We start from the raw sequence: 16394 nt of genomic DNA, 5'->3' as shown, positions 1-16394 counted from the left end.
GGTCATCCGGTCAGATGCCCGCGCAGCGTGGACGAGGTGTATTCGGATCGAAAGAGGCCGCGCTGCTGCAGGATCGGGACCACATGTTCGACGAAGTCGGCGAGTGAGTCCGGATAGCGCGGGCACATCAGGTTGAATCCATCGGCACCGCGGCCCATCCACGATTCCATCTCGTCGGCGATGGACTCCGGCGTGCCGATCATCGTGGCGTGCCCGCCGCCGGCCGCGAGGGTGCCGAGCAACTCCCGCACCGTCGGGCGATCCTTTTCGATGATGCGCAGGATGGTCTCGTACCGACCCTGCGGCCCGCTGAACTCTGCAGCCGGGGGCAGAGGCGGCACTGGAGCATCGAGTTCCCATGCAGCGCAGTCCTGGCCGGCGAACGTCGAGAGCATCGCCAGGGATTGTTCCGTCGGCAGCAAGACGTCCAGTTCGGCCTTCTTCCGGTGAGCCTCCTCCATCGTCGATCCGATGTACGTCACCAAACCCGGCATGATGCCCACTACCGCACCGTCACGGCCCGCGTGGGCGATCCGCGACTTCACGTCGTCGTAATAGCTCTGCGCTGCAACGAGATCGTAGGCGACGGCATAGATTGCCTCGGCGTACTTCGCCGCCAGGTCGCGGCCCGGGCCCGACGCCCCGGCTTGGAACAGGACCGGCCTGCCCTGCGGCGACCGCGGTACCGTCAGCGGGCCGTCGACTCGAAAGTGCGTGCCGTCGTGGTCGATGGCATGGACCTTGGCCGGGTCGGCGTACATCCCGGCGCGATCGAGCGTCAACGCATCGGCATCCCACGAATCCCACAGCGCCAGAGCCGTATCGACGAACTCTGCCGCACGTGCGTAGCGCTCCTCGCGAGCCGGGATGACATCCATCCCGTGGTTGCGTGCCTCGGCGTCGAACATGGAGGTGACGACGTTCCAGCCGGCCCGGCCGCCGCTGATGTGATCCAACGACGCCAGCATGCGCGCGGCATGGAACGGGGTGTAGAACGTCGACGACACCGTGGTGACCAGACCGATGTGGGTGGTCGCTCGAGCCATGGCCGCGAGCGCCGTGATCGGTTCGAGGAACCAGGTTCCAGCACCGGCCGGATCGCGAACGGAATGCCCGTCGGCAAAGAACACCGCGTCGAACTTTCCCCGTTCGGCCAGCTGCGCAAGTTCCTCGTAGTACGCGATGTCGCCGAGATCCTCCACGCGCGAATCGGGATGCCGCCACGCTGCACTGTGATGTCCGCAGCCGTACAGAAACGCGTTGAGGTGCATATCAGTTCTTGACCAAACCGCCGTCGACAACGAGGTTCTGACCGGTCACCGACCGCGCCCACGGGGAGGCGAAGAACAGCAGGGCGTCGGCGAACTCCTCGGGCGTGGTGACGCGTTGCAGCGGGGTCGAGGCCGCGATGAAGTCGAACACCGCGGCCGGGGTCGCGGCACTGGCGTCGGTGGTGCGCAGCAGTCCGCCCGAGACCATGTTGACGGTGATGTTGTCCGCGCCCAGATCGGCGGACAGAGTGCGGGTCAGTGAGAGCAGGGCTGCCTTGGAGGCCGTGTAGTCGTGGTACGGCACCACCGGGTTCTGGAACAAATTGGTGCCCACGTTGATGATTCGACCGAAGCCAACCTCGCGCATTCCCGGCAGGGCCGCCTGTGTGGTGAGCAGTGCCGCACGAACGCTGCCTCGTAGCTGGGCGTCGAACCGATCCCAGGTGATGGTGTCGGCCTTCGGTCGAGCATCCCCGTCGAACGAGAAGTCGGCCAGTGCGTTGTTGACGACCGTGGTGATCGGGGTGCCGAAATGCGCTCGTGCGGTATCGAACAGCGTGGCAACTGCGCTCTCGTCGGTGACGTCGCCCTGCACTGCTATCGCGTTCTCGCCGAGCCGGTCCGCCAGCGCTTCGGCGGCCTCCTCGCTGGTGCGGTAATCGATCACCACACGTGCACCCTGACCGGCGAACGCCGCGGCGATCGCTGCCCCGAGTCCGCGCCCACCGCCGGTGACCAACACCGTCTGCTCGTCGAATTTCATGCGCCTCGCCTCTCGTTCGAGGTCGGGACCGTCACGAGAGACAGGAATACCGAAACGTCACGACATTCCCTTCGCTGGTCCTAACCAGATCAGGTTCGACGGGTGTGATCTCAGCCCTGCCGGGCACCCCGTGTCGCGGTCGACTGTACCTGTAGGTCTCTCTACCGCTTTCTTGCGCTCGACGTAGACAGTCGAACACAACCGTATGCAACGATCAACCGATGACCGCCCAGCCGTGCTCTGGAACGCTCACTCGTCCACCGTTCAGGTGTGCCTCGCCCGCCAGCACGTCGTCGCCCTGGACCGGGTAGTCGATGGCATCGTCGCCGAGGTTGAGCGCCACCGTCATCGAATTGTCGTCCGCGTACACGCGGTAGAGCAGCGCAGTGTTGGTGAGCTCGAGCGTCTCGGTGCGCGCGGAGTACAACCACGGATTGCGACGTCGTACACCGATGAGCTCCTGGTGAATTCGGAACACCGGCCAGCCGTACGGGGCCAGATCCTCGGATGTCTCCGGGTATTCCGGACGCACCTCGTCGTCACCGCCGACCCGATCTTCCTTGATACCGCGGAAGGCCTGCTCGTCGCCGTAGTAGATCATCGGCATACCGCCCACGGTGAACAGAACCACCAACGCGTGCAGCAGATGCCGCTCGTCCTCGATGACGCTGGCGATGCGATTGACGTCGTGATTTCCCACGAACGTGGCGGGCACGAAGGCGTCGAGCCACCCGTTGTGGCGCTCAAGGGCGTGTGAGAGCTCGAAGAAGTTGAGCTCGCTCAGCCCACTCCAGATCGCCTTCCACAGTTCGTACTGCGTCACCGAGTCCAACGTGGAGGCCGAGACGATCCGGTCGTAGTCACCGTGGATGACTTCGCCCAGAAAGTATGCGTCCGAATGCTTCTCACGAACCTTCGGCAGCACCGCGGCCCAAAAGCGTGGCGGTACCGCGTAGGCCGCGTCGAGCCGCCAGGCGTCGACGCCGCGTTCGAGCCAATGCGACAGCACGTCCACGACGTACTGCTGCACATGCGGGCTCTCGTGGTTGAGTGCCACCAGTTCGTCGTGGCCCTCGAAGTTGCGATGTGTCGGCTCGTCGCCGGACCAGTCGAGGTGGAACCACCCTGCAGCCTCGGAATCCGGGCCCTCGGCCAGAGCCTCACGGAACTTCGGGAAGCTCTGCGCGACATGGTTGAAGACCCCGTCGAACATCACTTTCAGGCCGCGGGAATGCGCCGCCGCGATCAGGGAGTCGATGTCCTCGTCGGTGCCGAGCCGACCGTCGACGTGGTAGTAGTCGACCGTGTCGTAGCCGTGCTTCTCCGACTCGAAGATCGGCCCCAGGGCGATGCCCGAGGCCCCGAGCTCGAGGGCGTAGTCGAGCCACTTCTCGATTCTGTTGAGCCGGTGCAGATCCGATTGGGATTCACCGTCCCACCCGTGCACCGGAGCGCCGGTGAAACCGAGCGGGTACAGGTGCCACCAGATGGCGTGCTTCGTCCACTCCATCAGGACGCCTCGATCGAATCGCGACCGAGCTCGCCCGCACCGGTATGGCCGGACAGGCTGGTCACCAAGTCGAATTCGGCCAGTAGGCAACGCAATACGTGGGCTACACCCTCTTGCCCGCCGAGCGCGAGGCCGTAGAGGAACGGGCGGCCGAGTAGAACCGCATCGGCCCCGAGGGCAAGGGCCTTGGCCATGTCCGCGCCGGTCCGTACACCGGAGTCGAACAGGATCGTCAGTTCGTCACCGACCGCATCGACGATGGACGGCAGTGCGTCGAGAGACGGCCTGGCACCGTCGATCTGACGTCCGCCATGATTGGAGACGACGATGCCGTCGACTCCGTGGGCCGCGGCCTCTCGGGCGTCGCCGACGGTGCAGATTCCCTTGAGCACGATCGGACCGCTCCAGTGCTCGCGCAGGAACGCCAGGTTCTTCCACGACAACCCGGGGTTGGGGAACATCTGAGCCCAATGCATGGCGGCCGCAACGGGATTCTCCTCGACCGGCTGAGCGAGTCCGGCTTGGAACGCCGGATCGCTCAGGTAGTTCTCGATGCCGAGATTGGCGAGGAACGGAAGGTACCCACGGTCGAGATCGGCGGGCCGCCATCCCAGCAACGTCGTGTCGAGCGTCAGCACCAACGTGGTGAATCCGGTGTCCTTCGCGCGCTGCAGAAAGCTCAGCAGAACCGATTCGTCCGTCGGCCAGTACAGCTGATACCAGCGCGGCGCATCTCCGCCCGCCTCGGCGATCTGCTCGAACGAATGCGACGCCTGCGTCGAATGTATGTACGGCACACCGAGTTCCGCGGCTGCGCGGACGGTGGCGAGCTCTCCGTCGGGGTGCGCGAGAGTCTGAATACCTACCGGAGCGATCAGCAGCGGTGCAGGCATATCGGTGCCGAGCACGGTGCACGCATGATCACGGGCCGCCGAGCTGCGCAGCATCCGCGGCGTGATGGACCACCGGTCGAAGGCGGCCCGGTTCGCACGCGCCGTCGAGCCACTGCCCGCACTGGCGACGATGTAACCAAGAGCCTCGGGCGAGAGCTTCTCGGCAGCCTGGTCCTCCAGCCGCGCCAGGTTGGTGGTGATCGACGGTGTCTGCTGAGCGAACATCCCCGCGGCGTAGATGCCGAGTTGGTGATCGCTGAAGTTGCTGGGCCTGGCCTCGGTCATCGTTCGACCCTACCGGGGCACCGCCGAGGATCGGGCGAGAAAGGCGTCCAGCAGCGCCGAGCACCGTTCCCGAGCTGCCGCTTCGGAGTCGGCAATGTCTTGCCTGATCTCGCGGCTGTCCACCCCGTGTTCGACGCCGTCGCGCTCCCACGCGGCCGCCCATGCATCGTAGGTATCGAGGTCGATCTCGGGGTGGAACTGCAACCCGAGGTGCGGACCGAAAACGAAGGCCTGTTGCGCTGCCTCATTGCGGGCGATCACCGTCGCCTCCGGCGGTGCGACGAACGTGTCACCGTGGAATTCCATCCACGGGCCCGGGGCGATGAGCTCGGGATCGGACGTCTCGACCTCGACGAATCCGTATTCGGGATGCTCGGACTTGCGTACCGATCCACCGAGCACCCGGGCGAGCAACTGGCCGCCGAAGCAGACGCCGAGGATCGGAACACCTGTGTCGATCGCGTCCCGCACATACGCGATCTCCGGCGCGAGCCACGTCAGGGTGTCGTCGTACGCAGCGTCGGGTGAGCCCATGACCACCACCAACTGCGCGTCGGACAGCGTCGGTGGTGCGACATCGGGACTGTGGTCGAAGGAATGCACGTCCAACCGGAAACCCCTGGTGCGCAATTCGGCGGCGAGGGTGCCGATGTCGCGACGCGCCAGGGACGGGTCCCGGTCGTGGACGAGAACTACGGCGCGCGGGTCGTTCGGGTATGTCACAGGGCTCCTTTACGGTGTTCGTGCACACCGTACGACAGACTGGATCCGATGCCACCTCGTAAACGCACTGCCCGATCCACCACTGCCCGCACCGTCAAGGCCGGGCAGAGCAGCGCTGCGCGAAAGTTCGCGGCCGCGAAGAACGGTGAGCCTGCGGCGAAGAAAGCTGCGCCGAAGAAGGCCGCACCTCGCAAGAGAGCAGCCCCGCGCAAGACCTCGCCCCGCAAGTCCGCCGCCCCCGATCTTCGGGTGCCCGATCCCGGCGAGCGCGTGTGGGTGTTGGACGTGCCGTTCGAGGATCGGTCCGCGGCGGGCGCAGCCGGCGCGCGCTGGTATCCCGGTCCGCGCGTGTTCGCGTACTACGGAACCGAATTGCCCGAGTACCTGCAGCCGTACGAGTCGATGCCGTACAGCCTGCAGCGGTGGCTCGAGGACGACGCGAACGACAGTTGGCGCGACGAAGAGGTGCGCGAACGGGCGATGCAGCCTCGCGACACCCAACTCGAATCGGTCCGACGCCATTTGGCCGCGCTCGACGCCGGCTTCCCGTACTTCGCGCAGATGGACTCGACGGGTCTGGGTAAGACGTTGGCCGTGTGCGAGGCCGTGCGGCAGATGTCGGCCGCCGAGATCGGCACGGTTCTGGTGGTGGCACCCAAGGGTGCGCTGCCGGGGTGGCGTCGCACCATTGCAGACAGCGAGGCGGACATCGCACCGTCCGACCGCAAACGTTGGTTGCTGATCACCTATCAGTCGACCAAGAAACTGCTGTCGGTTCCGCCCGAGACCGATCTGGGCAAACGTAAACGGACGCAGAACAAGCGGACCATCTCTCTGGGAGAGCTGCGGTTCGATATCGATGTGGTGATCGCCGACGAGTCGCATGCGTTGATGAACATCGAGTCGCAGCAGTCGCAGATTCTGTGGCGATATCAGGAGGCGGCCCGATCCGTGGTGTGGATGTCTGCCACTCCCGGCTATCAGCCGCTGCATTTCGCGTACATGGCCCGTGCCGTCGAACGCAGCCGCGGCGTCGAGATTCTCGGTGACGACGAGTATCTCGGCTATGCCGTGACGATGAAGTGGGCGGAGTTCCTCATCGAGTCCGGCTTCGCCGTCAAGGCAGGCAAGGCGACGACGGGGTTGACCACGTGGCGGTGGGAACCGGAGGACGCGGCCAAACGGGCAAGCGACATTGCATCGGTGCACGGCTGGTTGTCGGGAGGTGCCGTGCCGTGGTCGATTTCGCGGCCGTCTCCACCGACTCCGCGGGAACCACTGGGCCAGGAACTGACCGCCGCGCAGAAGCGGCTGTACAACTCTGCATGGGTGGACTACCGCAAGGAAGTCGGGCTACCGATCTGGAAGGCCGTCGGTGGAAGGCGGGTGCTGCAGAAGAACCCCAGCACCCGCGCCGCGACACTGCGATTTCGCCAGAAGTGTTCGTATCTGCGCATTCCCGCGTCGGCGGACCAGGTACGGACGTGGGTCAAGGCCGGTAACCAGGTGTTCGTCTCGATGTTCTACCGCGAGTCGGTTGCGGCACTGGCGCAGACTCTGCGGGACGAGGGACTCGACGTTGCCGTGGTCGACGGCAGCATGAGCAGCCCCGAGCAGGAGGCGTCGATCAGACGCTTTCAGACCGGCGACGCGTCGGTCATCGTCTCGACCACCACCAGCGCAATCAACCTGCACACCAACGAGTTACTGCTCCCGGAGGGGACGGTCTCCACTCTCGCCCCGCGCGTGACGCTGATTCACGATCCTCGGTGGACACCCATCGACATCAGGCAGATCGAGGGCCGCGCCAACCGCATCGACAAGGATCACAACCACACGACGTCGACCTGCTACTACGGTTACGCCGAGGGCACCGTGGAAGAGGAGATGGTGCTCACCGGCATCGAGCGCATCGCGGATCTGGGATCGATCGTGGGGCAGTCGGATCTGATCGATCCGGAGGCATTCCTCGCCGCGAAAGTGGATTCCGGAAAATAGCGACAATTGTGAGCAATCCTCCACATGCCCGAGTAGGTTCGGTCCCATCGACATTCGTCGGTAGTGGGCTCACTGTGGCACCAGGAGTAGTCATGATCGTTCTCGGAATCATCCTCGCCCTCATCGGCTATTTCGCCGGCATCTCCATCTTGACGACGATCGGCATCATTCTGGTGGTCGTCGGCGCGGTTCTGACGTTGCTCGGTTCTATGGGGCGCGCAGTCGGTGGCCGCAAGACGTGGTTTTAGCCAGGAGTTAGAACATACGTTCGATAACTGCTAACATGAGCAGGCCCCCGGAGTTGGCGATGCGGCCAGCGGAGCCACTTCGGGCGGTCCATATCGGGCGGTAGACAGTGTCGAAGGCGGTTGCGCGCGATGGCATCCGACGAGCGCGACACCGACCCGGTTGCCGGATCGCTCTACCGCGTCGGCGATCGGTGGGCAGAACGAGCACCTACTCACTGCACCAACGGCCATCCACTCGTCGCCGGTTCGGTATTGGTGGGTTCACGGGCCTGCTCGTGTGAGCGAGGGCATCACCGTACCCATCAGTGCCAGAGTTGTAATCTCGTGCGGTTCACCCCGGAACTCGGTCCCACGTGCAGCGACGCCAGCTTCGATTCACGCGCGGCGCGGTCACGGCCGGCGATCGTGGACAATCGGGGGCATGAGCAACAGTGAAGCCGTCGTCGACCTGGTGCAGCTGAGGCACGATTTCACGCGCTTCATGATGAGCTACAAGTTCGGAATAGACGAACTGATCACCAAGATCAACATCCTGAAGCAGGAATTCACCCACATCCACCGCTACAGCCCCATCGAGCATGTCTCGTCGCGACTGAAGACGCCCGAGAGCATCGTCGACAAGGCTCAGCGAAAGAAGTGCGCGTTGACGCTCGACGCCATTCGCGAGAACATCCAGGACGTCGCAGGTGTCCGCATCACGTGCAGCTTCATCTCCGACACCTACCGCATCGCGGACATGCTCAGCAGTCAGACCGACGTTCGAGTCGTCGAGGTCAAGGACTACATCGCGAACCCGAAAGCCAACGGCTACAAGAGCTTGCACCTGATCGTCGAAATCCCGGTGTTCATGTCCGATCGCGTCCAACCGGTCTTGGTCGAACTCCAGATCCGCACGATTGCCATGGACTTCTGGGCGAGCCTCGAGCACAAGATCTTCTACAAGTACCGCGGCCAGATTCCGCCCACCCTGTTGGCCGAGCTGACCGAGGCCGCCGAGACGGCCAACAAGCTGGACGAGAAGATGGAAAGCCTGCACGACGAGGTGGAGGAACTGAACGGCGATTCCGACAACTCCATCACCCTCGGTGCGATGCCTCCGATGGCCTTGCCTCCCGAATTGCTGCACATGTTGCTCACCGCCCAGGCCGAAGCGATCGACCCGGACTGACGATGCGTTCGAAGAACGTCATCCCCGCTGCTCGACGGCTGAGCAGCGGGGTTCTCGTTCGTACCTGCGTTATCCGATGTGTACCGGCGTGTCGCCGACGGGCAGGTCGTCTTTCTTCGCACGGACGAGCAGCAGCACGACCGGGCTCACCAGCGCGACGAGAATCGCGGCGGTACCGAATGCCCAGGCGTAGCCGGAGACCTCGGCCGAGAACGCGTGGTCGATGGTCGCGAGCACGAAGTTGCGGATCGGCTCCGGCAGCGCGGCCAACATCTCGTCGCTGGGCACTTCCTGGCCGGCTAGAGCTTCCGCGGGAACTCCGGCGGGCGGAGTCGGTGCCGGATTCTCGGCCAGGTACGAGGTCTTGGACGAGGTGTAGACGGTGGTGAACACCGCAGCACCGAGTGCGCCGCCGACCTGCAGGGTGGCGTTGATCAGCGCCGATGCGGCACCTGCGTCGTGATCGGGAACGCCGATCAGTGCGACGTTCTGCATCGGCACCATCAGCAGACCGAGGCCGAGACCGAGAAGTACGACGCCCGGCAGGACGTGCGTGAAGTACGAGGTGTCGACGCCGATCTGGGTCAGCAGCAGCAGGCCGACTGCGGACACGACCGGACCGACGGCCATCAGCGGCTTGGGTCCGATCTTCGGCACGAGTGCAGAAGCGAGCGCGGCCGTGATCAGAATGCCGCCGGTCATCGGCAGCGACGCGACGCCGGCGATCACCGGGCTCATCTCCAGCACGATCTGGAAGTAGAACGTGAGGTACAACGTGCCACCGAGCAGGGCAGCGCCGATGACGGCCGAGCCGATGTAGGCGGCACCGCGGTCACGGTCGAGCAGCACACTCAAGGGCAGCAGCGGATTGGCGGACTTGGATTCGACGACGACGAACGCGGCCAGCAGAGCGAGGCCGAGCGCGATGAACGAGATGGTGGGTACCGTCGCCCAGCCGTCTTCGGCCTCGGTGAAGCCGTAGACCAGCGATGCCAGACCGAGAGCGACGAGGATCGCGCCGGGCAGGTCGTAGCGGGTGTCTCCGTGAGCCTTGCTCTCCTTCACCAGCGGCACCGCTGCAGCGATGGCGAACACTGCGACCGGGATGTTGACCAGCAGGCACCAGCGCCAGTTCGCGTATTCGGTGAGCACTCCGCCGAGGAGCAGGCCGACCGCTGCGCCGCCACCGGCAATGGCGCCGAAGACGCCGAACGCTTTGGCGCGTTCCTTGGTGTCGGTGAACGTCACCGTCAGGATGGCCAGTGCTGCCGGGGCGAGCAGCGCAGCGAACACACCCTGGCCGGCGCGCGCGATGAACAGCTGCCAGCCTTCTTGGGCGAGTCCGCCGATAGCGGAGGCAACGGCGAAGCCTGCCATGCCGACGATGAACGAGCGCTTGCGTCCCCAATAGTCGGCGATGCGTCCGCCGAGCAGCAGGAGTGCGCCGAACGACAACGCGTAGGCGGTGATGACCCAGGCGCGGCTGCTGTCGCTGATGCCGAGGTCCAGCTGAGCCTGCGGCAGCGCAATGTTGACGATCGTGCCGTCGAGCACAATCGTGAGCTGCGTGATGGCGACGATGCACAGCACCAGCCATCGGCGCTCGTAGTTCGGATTCAGATCCGGCGCTTCGCGCTCGGAGTGCTGCGACATGCTTGTACCCCACTCGTACTCGTTGATTCTGGGCACGAAAAATGTCCCGAGCAAAAAGGTAGGCGACCCAGAACCAATAGTCAAACGAACTAGTTGGTTGGGGGTATGGTGACCGCCATGAAACCTGACGCCAGTGCGACCCGCGCCCGCATCGTCGTCGCCGCCCGGGACGAGTTCTCGGTACACGGGCTTGCCGGGGCCCGCGTCGATCGGATCGCGGCCGCGGCCAAGGCCAGCAAGGAACGTCTGTACGCGTACTTCGGGGACAAAGAAGCGCTGTTCCGGGCCGTCGTCGAGGACGGGTTCGCGCGGTTCATCGACGAAGTACCCTTCGCCGTCGACGACCTCGGCGGATACGCAGCGCGCGAGTACCTGCACCTCGCTGCGCATCCCGAGGAGCACCGACTGCTGCTGTGGACTCAGCTTCAGGGCGGTATGGCGACCTCGGGCACCGACGACATCCACTCGGTCATCGCCGAGCGACACAGGGCCGTGGCCGACGCCCAGCGAGACGGACTGATCTCCGACGCCTTCACCGTCGAGGATCTGATCACCATGATGTTCGGCATCACCTCGGCGTGGATGACCGCCCCGAGCAGGGACTGCGAGCCTGCCGACGACGCCGAAATTCAGCGTCGGGCGTCGAAAATCGAAGCGGCCGTGCGTCGACTCTGCGCTCCGTAGCGGTGTCTATCCATATCTAGTATTCGTGCAAGAATGCCGAATACTGGGGTAGCGGCCCCCATTTCCGCAAACGCGCGCGCGTTTGCCAGACGCGCACAAAGTAGACACCGATCACGTCGCTATTCTGCGCGCATCTGGCAAGTGCGCTCGCGTTTGTCACCCCGGTCGGCTGCGTCCTCGACCGCACACACGCGGGACGCCCCACCACGCCGGGTGGCACGTGGTGGGGCGAGTCTCGAACTACGGCACTACACCGGAAGTTTCTCGCGTCCGGTTTCCTTGATTGTCGATACCGTGAGTACGCCGATCACGCAGACACCCATGACCCAGTAGGCGGGTGACATGGCGTTGCCGGTCGACTCGACCAGTTGAGCGGCAACGTACGGTGCTGTTCCGCCCGCGGCGATGGTTCCGATGTTGAAGCCCAACGACACTCCGGTGTATCGAACCGCCCGCGGAAAAAGCTCGGTGAACAGTGGGAACGCAGGTACCTGAACGACTCCGTTGAGAACCATGTAGACGAAGTACACGCAGCCCACCACGATGATCGACGACGTCGCACCGAGGATCATGAACACCGGCAACGCGATGACGACATACGCGACGTAGCCGCTGAGCAGTACCGGTTTGCGACCGAATCTGTCGGTGAGCATGCCGCTGAGTGGGAAGGTCGCACAGGCCAACGCAATTGCGATCGCCGATGTCCAGTAGACCGAGTCCTTGGAGAATCCGAGGTCGTTGATCAGGTACACGCTGAAGTACGTGAGACCGATGTAGCCGGATCCGTTCATGGCGATGGCGATGCCCACGACGCGCAACACCGACCACGGCTGCTTCTTCACGACATCGCTCAACGGGCTTTTCGCGACCTCGTTCTTCGCCGCCATCTCCTCGAACTCCGGGCTGTCCTCGAGCTTCAAGCGCACTCGCAGGCAGACGAAGGCAAGGGGAAGTGCGAGCAGGAACGGAATGCGCCAGCCCCACGACGACATCTGGTCGTCGGTGGTGACGAGGGCGACCACACCGACGACCGCGGCGGCGACGGCGAATCCGAGGGTGGAACCGATCGGCGTGAACGATCCGAAGAATCCGCGACGGTTCGGCGGTGCAGACTCTGCGATATAGGTTGCTGCACCGCCGATTTCACCGCCTGCAGAGAATCCTTGGGCGAGTCGGATGACGACGAGCAGAATCGGTGCCAGTACGCCCACACTCGAATGTGTGGGCAGCATTCCCAGGACTCCGCAGGCGATGCCCATGCAGACCACCGTCACGACCAGGGCCTGACGGCGACCCTTTCTGTCGCCGAGGCGTCCGAAGAAGATTCCGCCGAGCGGACGTGCGACGTATGCGACTCCGAATACCGCCAGGGTCGCGAGGATGGACACGCCGGGGCTCGTGGACGGAAAGAACAGTGGCGCAATGACTACGGCGAGAAATCCGTAGACGGCGAAGTCGTAATACTCGATGAGCGTGCCGACGCCACCGGCGAGCGCGGCACGGCGCGCGGTGGTGGTGTCGGCTTTCGGTGCGCTGGTGACCGCAGAAGGCTGGTCGACGTTCGTCATCGCGCTGTTCCCTGTCCTGTGAGTGGTTGCTTGCTTCGGTGTTCGGCCAGAAGTAGTTCGTACGATCCGCCGGCCTCGATGACTGCGACAGTACGAGGGCTGGGCGCACTACCCACCAGAGATCGACCGTCGGCAGTGGTCAATGCTGCTCGTCGCCAATCGAGTTCGACGGCGTCACCGGTGACGACCGCGCCGGAGACTTCCGGAATGGTGATGAGGGGTACCCCGTTGAATGTTTCTCCGCGCCAGAATCCCGGCGAGAACGACTCGGCCACGATGGCCTGGATACCGGCGTTGCGCAGAGCCACCATCGGCGGATAGTGCGGGTGACCGTAGCCGAAGTTCCGGCCACCGACGATGATGTCGCCCGGCCGAACGCGATCGACGAAACCCGGATCGTATGCAGTCATGCAGACCGACCTCAGATGCTCGGGATCGTACGACTTGATATTCGCAACGCCGACAACGAGATCGATGTCGAAGTCGTCGCCGAAGACCCAGGCAACTCGGCCGGAGATGACGTCGGGCGGGGGTGGGTAGGCGCTCACGAGCCCACCTGCTGGATCGTGCCGGCCAGCGCGCTGGCGGCGACGGTGTACGGAGAACCCATGTAGATGTTGGCGTCCGAGCTACCCATCCGGCCGGAGATGTTGAGCACGCCGGTCGATATGCAATTCTCGCCCGCCGCCAACGGCTTCTGATAGCCGAAACAGAAGTCGCAGCTCGACACTGCAATGTGCGCACCGGCCGCGCGCAGTACGTCGAGCAGCCCCTCTTGCTCTGCCTGATCGTGCACCTTCTGCGACGTGGGCACGACATTGAGCTCCACACCGGGAGCCACGGTGCGTCCGTCGAGCACGAGTGCCGCGGCCCGCAGATCCTCGATTCGTCCACTGGCACAGGATCCGATGAACGCCCTGGTGATCGGAGTGCCGGCGAGTTCGGCTGCAGTGTGGGTGTTGGCTGCACGCGCCGAGCCGGGCTGCACGACCTGCGGCACGATCTGGGCGAGATCGATGGTGTGCCGAGCTGCGTAGGTCGCATCGGAGTCAGGGTGGACCGGCGTGAACGACTGCCTCGCAACCCCGTTGGCGTAGGCGAGCGAGGTCTCGTCCGGCTCGAATATCGCAGACACAGCTCCGGTGAACATGGCCATGCCGCACAACCCCTGCCGGTGATCGATCTTCATCGACCGGGCACCGGGGCCACCGAATTCCATCACCTGGTGTGCGCACCCGTCGGCCCCGACGAGATCGATGATGGTGTGCACCAGATCGCGACTGTCCACTCCCGGCGCGAATTCTCCGTACAGGTCGAACCGCGTCGTCGCTGGAATATCCACGTACAGTTGGCCGGTCACCCATGCCTCGATCAGATCGCGGCGGATACCCCAGCCCAACGCACCGAACGCCCCGATCCCGCTGATGTGGCCGTCGAAGTGCACGAGGAAGTCACCGGGGATGGCCAGGCCGAGTTCGGCGGTGAGTTGGTGCCCGATGCCGCGGCCCTCGTGCAACTCGATTCCGTAGTACTCGCACCAGTCTCGGGTGACCTGGTGGACTTCTTGTTCCCGGTCGTTGCGCTTGGTCAACATGTGATCGATGAAGACGACGTACCGAGACGGGTCCTCGAGTGAGGTGATGCCGAAGTCGTCGCGCATCTGCCGAAACATCACATCGGTGTACCCGGGGAAGTCGTACGCGATCATTCGAGCCGGCCGTACCGCATGATTCCCACCGGCACGCACGGGATCACCGCCACAGGTTCTACCGAGAATCTTCTCGACCATCGTGAACGCGGCCGATGTCATCGGTTCGCCTCCGCGGGAAGATACTTACGCTGCTGCGCTTCGACTTCGGGAAAACCGATAAGGTCCACGAACTCGTGGTGCTGCAGCGCGTCGGCACTGACGTCGGCGGGAGCCTCGCCTGCGGCCAGGCGCCGCAGGGTCTCGCGTGCGGCACCGGTTGCGGCCATCAGCACCTGCGTGGGCAGCAGGGCCAGCCGCACTCCGATCTGCGCCAGAACCTCCGGAGTGAACTCCCGCTCGGTCCAGGTCGACGCGGTGAGCGTGGCCATCAGCGGAACGCCGACCGCTCGGTGACAGTTCTCCCACTGCTCGACGGTTTCGAACGTCTTCGTCACCGGCATGATCATGTCGGCTCCAGCGTCGACATAGGCCTGTGCACGCATGATCGCCTCGTCGCCACGTGCGTCGGTACGTGCGATGAGCAGAACGTCGTCCGGCATGGAATCACGCACCGCCCGAACCTTGCCCGACGCCTCCTCGACGGAGATCAAGTCCACCGGCTCGCCGACGCAGATCGGGCATTTCTTCGGCGACAGCTGGTCCTCCATGAAAACGCCTTGAACGCCGGCCTCGGCGAACCGGGTAGCGGTGCGCGCGGCGTTGACGGCATTTCCGTAGCCGGTGTCGATGTCCGCGACCAGGGGCAGAGACGATGCCTCCCGAATGGTTCGGACCGCCTGAAGGTTCTCGGTCATCGTGTAGAGCTCGGCGTCGGGCAGTCCGAGCGCAGCCGACACGGCGAAGCCGGACGCGCACAGCGCCGAGAAGCCCGCCTGCTCGGCCAGCTTGGCCGTCAACCCGTCCCAGACGCCGGGCGCATACACCAGGCCTTGTTCGGTCAGGCCTCTCAAAGTCATCGTCACGAGCACTCTCCGTTTCGTATTGCGGAACGCCTTCCGAATTTAGAGTGGCTCGGATCACAAGTCAACACCCGTCGATCGATAGCGCATCGCGCGTCGGTTCGTAGGATGGCGACGACGCTCCACCCGACCGGAAGGAACAACACGTGGCAGTTCCCACCGAGTCCGACGCTCAGGCCGGCCGCGACATCGTCGGTGCCGTCGTGAAGGCATGCGCTCTGCTCGACCATTTCGACACGACGCATCCTGTGTGGACGCTCAACGACCTGACGACGGCGAGTCGAATGAACAAGACCACCGTGCATCGTCTGATGACGACGTTGATCCATGCCGGCTGGGTGGACAGAACGGCGGAGGGTTCGTACCGGATCGCCATGCCGGTGTTCGAGATCGGATCGTCCGCGCTGACACAGCTCGATATCCGCGGCGCCGCCCAACCGTACCTGTCCGAGATCGCCGAAAAGTTCGGCGACACCGCCTATCTGATGGTTCCCGCTGACGAGGGCGCAGTGTGCATCGACCGCCACGAGGGCAGTAATCCGCTTGTGGTAGCGGGTATTTCGATCGGATCCGTTCTTCCGTATCACGCCACGGCCGGGCCGATGGCGATGCTCGCGTTCTCCGCTCGCATTCGCGACCGCTGGCTCGGCGGAGAGCTTGCTGCATACACGAGCCGAACACTGACCTCACCCGACCAGTTGATGGATCATCTCGACCGGATCCGGACGCAGGGATATGCGCTGAGCAACTCCGACTACTTGACCGGCGTCGCGGCAGTGGGCGCACCGATTCTCGGACGCGACGGAGTGGTCGTGGCGTCGATCAGCGTCGGTGGACGCGTGGAGACCTTCGAGGGCGACGCATTGGCGGACAAGGTGGAGACGATTCTCGCGGCGGCGCGCAGCCTCTCACGCGTCGCAGAGGCTCTACCTGCATCGAGTCAGTAGCTATACGAGTATT

General features: G+C 64.3%; 15 protein-coding genes and 1 riboswitch. Of the genes, 5 read left to right on the top strand and 10 right to left on the bottom strand.

The genetic code is table 11. The features are described from left to right. Positions 1 to 2 precede the first annotated feature (2 nt). The 5 genes from QM588_RS01970 to QM588_RS01950 all read right to left on the bottom strand — a co-directional run bounded on the left by QM588_RS01970 (position 3) and on the right by QM588_RS01950 (position 5445). Complete coding sequence (locus tag QM588_RS01970) at positions 3 to 1271, bottom strand: LLM class flavin-dependent oxidoreductase (protein WP_283311101.1); 1269 nt, start codon at positions 1269 to 1271, stop codon at positions 3 to 5. 1 nt (position 1272) lies between these two features. Continuing rightward, on the bottom strand, positions 1273 to 2034 hold the full coding sequence (locus QM588_RS01965; protein ID WP_283311100.1) for a 3-oxoacyl-ACP reductase: 762 nt from the start codon (positions 2032 to 2034) through the stop codon (positions 1273 to 1275). A 48-nt stretch (positions 2035 to 2082) separates the two neighbouring features. Then, a riboswitch (TPP riboswitch) is annotated at positions 2083 to 2175 on the bottom strand. A 73-nt stretch (positions 2176 to 2248) separates the two neighbouring features. Then, positions 2249 to 3544, bottom strand: coding sequence for an alpha-amylase family protein (locus QM588_RS01960; protein WP_283311098.1), 1296 nt, complete (start codon positions 3542 to 3544; stop codon positions 2249 to 2251). Next, positions 3544 to 4722, bottom strand: coding sequence for an alpha-hydroxy-acid oxidizing protein (locus QM588_RS01955; protein ID WP_283311097.1), 1179 nt, complete (start codon positions 4720 to 4722; stop codon positions 3544 to 3546). Before QM588_RS01955 ends, QM588_RS01960 begins: the two co-directional genes overlap by 1 nt. Positions 4723 to 4731: 9 nt before the next feature. Further along, positions 4732 to 5445 carry a type 1 glutamine amidotransferase gene (locus QM588_RS01950; RefSeq protein WP_283311096.1) on the bottom strand — a complete coding sequence of 238 codons (714 nt, stop codon included), beginning with the start codon at positions 5443 to 5445 and terminating at the stop codon, positions 4732 to 4734. Between the two features lie 48 nt (positions 5446 to 5493). Here QM588_RS01950 and QM588_RS01945 point away from each other — a divergent pair, with 48 nt between their 5' ends. The 3 genes from QM588_RS01945 to QM588_RS01935 all read left to right on the top strand — a co-directional run bounded on the left by QM588_RS01945 (position 5494) and on the right by QM588_RS01935 (position 8859). Continuing rightward, a complete protein-coding gene (locus tag QM588_RS01945) occupies positions 5494 to 7443 on the top strand; it encodes a helicase-related protein (RefSeq protein WP_283311095.1) in 1950 nt (649 codons plus the stop codon). Between the two features lie 92 nt (positions 7444 to 7535). Continuing rightward, positions 7536 to 7691, top strand: coding sequence for a DUF6131 family protein (locus tag QM588_RS01940; RefSeq protein WP_094611554.1), 156 nt, complete (start codon positions 7536 to 7538; stop codon positions 7689 to 7691). A 421-nt stretch (positions 7692 to 8112) separates the two neighbouring features. Then, a complete protein-coding gene (locus QM588_RS01935; protein WP_283311093.1) occupies positions 8113 to 8859 on the top strand; it encodes a GTP pyrophosphokinase in 747 nt (248 codons plus the stop codon). Between the two features lie 69 nt (positions 8860 to 8928). On the opposite strand, the gene QM588_RS01930 is transcribed toward QM588_RS01935, so the two are convergent. Next, entirely contained in the window at positions 8929 to 10512 is a 1584-nt protein-coding gene (locus tag QM588_RS01930; RefSeq protein WP_032367742.1) for an MFS transporter, read from the bottom strand. A gap of 117 nt (positions 10513 to 10629) precedes the next feature. Between QM588_RS01930 and QM588_RS01925 the strand changes: the two genes are divergently transcribed. Continuing rightward, the gene (locus QM588_RS01925; protein ID WP_283311091.1) at positions 10630 to 11196 is read left to right on the top strand and encodes a TetR family transcriptional regulator; all 567 of its coding nucleotides are present in this window, start codon (positions 10630 to 10632) and stop codon (positions 11194 to 11196) included. Between the two features lie 248 nt (positions 11197 to 11444). Here QM588_RS01925 and QM588_RS01920 read toward each other — a convergent pair whose 3' ends face one another. Genes QM588_RS01920 through QM588_RS01905 form a run of 4 tightly spaced genes read right to left on the bottom strand, consistent with a single transcriptional unit; the run spans position 11445 to position 15431 of the window. Continuing rightward, the gene (locus tag QM588_RS01920; RefSeq protein WP_283311090.1) at positions 11445 to 12764 is read right to left on the bottom strand and encodes an MFS transporter; all 1320 of its coding nucleotides are present in this window, start codon (positions 12762 to 12764) and stop codon (positions 11445 to 11447) included. Next, complete coding sequence (locus QM588_RS01915; protein WP_032385138.1) at positions 12761 to 13312, bottom strand: 3-isopropylmalate dehydratase; 552 nt, start codon at positions 13310 to 13312, stop codon at positions 12761 to 12763. Before QM588_RS01915 ends, QM588_RS01920 begins: the two co-directional genes overlap by 4 nt. Next, positions 13309 to 14574 (bottom strand): 3-isopropylmalate dehydratase large subunit, encoded by a 1266-nt coding sequence (locus tag QM588_RS01910; protein ID WP_442972848.1) that lies wholly within the window; start codon positions 14572 to 14574, stop codon positions 13309 to 13311. The genes QM588_RS01915 and QM588_RS01910 overlap by 4 nt, the downstream gene beginning before the upstream one ends. Then, positions 14571 to 15431 carry an isocitrate lyase/PEP mutase family protein gene (locus QM588_RS01905; RefSeq protein WP_027495170.1) on the bottom strand — a complete coding sequence of 287 codons (861 nt, stop codon included), beginning with the start codon at positions 15429 to 15431 and terminating at the stop codon, positions 14571 to 14573. The genes QM588_RS01910 and QM588_RS01905 overlap by 4 nt, the downstream gene beginning before the upstream one ends. A 149-nt stretch (positions 15432 to 15580) precedes the next feature. On the opposite strand from QM588_RS01905, the gene QM588_RS01900 reads away from it, so the two are divergent. Continuing rightward, positions 15581 to 16381, top strand: a complete 801-nt coding sequence (locus QM588_RS01900) for an IclR family transcriptional regulator (protein WP_283311089.1) — start codon at positions 15581 to 15583, stop codon at positions 16379 to 16381. Positions 16382 to 16394: the final 13 nt, after the last annotated feature.

Origin of the sequence: Rhodococcus sp. IEGM 1354 (genome assembly GCF_030056855.1) — a bacterium.
In the GTDB taxonomy this organism is placed as follows: domain Bacteria; phylum Actinomycetota; class Actinomycetes; order Mycobacteriales; family Mycobacteriaceae; genus Rhodococcoides.
Note: the sequence above shows the minus strand (reverse complement) of the source record. Positions and strands in the feature narration are given on the sequence as shown.

Excerpts from the sequence above, each read along its gene's own strand:
- QM588_RS01910 (WP_442972848.1), bottom strand. The coding sequence starts at position 14,574 with ATGACATCGGCCGCGTTCACGATGGTCGAGAAGATTCTCGGTAGAACC.
- QM588_RS01905 (WP_027495170.1), bottom strand. The coding sequence starts at position 15,431 with ATGACTTTGAGAGGCCTGACCGAACAAGGCCTGGTGTATGCGCCCGGC.
- QM588_RS01970 (WP_283311101.1), bottom strand. The coding sequence starts at position 1,271 with ATGCACCTCAACGCGTTTCTGTACGGCTGCGGACATCACAGTGCAGCG.
- QM588_RS01945 (WP_283311095.1), top strand. The coding sequence starts at position 5,494 with ATGCCACCTCGTAAACGCACTGCCCGATCCACCACTGCCCGCACCGTC.
- QM588_RS01955 (WP_283311097.1), bottom strand. The coding sequence starts at position 4,722 with ATGACCGAGGCCAGGCCCAGCAACTTCAGCGATCACCAACTCGGCATC.
- QM588_RS01965 (WP_283311100.1), bottom strand. The coding sequence starts at position 2,034 with ATGAAATTCGACGAGCAGACGGTGTTGGTCACCGGCGGTGGGCGCGGA.
- QM588_RS01960 (WP_283311098.1), bottom strand. The coding sequence starts at position 3,544 with ATGGAGTGGACGAAGCACGCCATCTGGTGGCACCTGTACCCGCTCGGT.
- QM588_RS01930 (WP_032367742.1), bottom strand. The coding sequence starts at position 10,512 with ATGTCGCAGCACTCCGAGCGCGAAGCGCCGGATCTGAATCCGAACTAC.
- QM588_RS01935 (WP_283311093.1), top strand. The coding sequence starts at position 8,113 with ATGAGCAACAGTGAAGCCGTCGTCGACCTGGTGCAGCTGAGGCACGAT.
- QM588_RS01940 (WP_094611554.1), top strand. The coding sequence starts at position 7,536 with ATGATCGTTCTCGGAATCATCCTCGCCCTCATCGGCTATTTCGCCGGC.
- QM588_RS01920 (WP_283311090.1), bottom strand. The coding sequence starts at position 12,764 with ATGACGAACGTCGACCAGCCTTCTGCGGTCACCAGCGCACCGAAAGCC.
- QM588_RS01925 (WP_283311091.1), top strand. The coding sequence starts at position 10,630 with ATGAAACCTGACGCCAGTGCGACCCGCGCCCGCATCGTCGTCGCCGCC.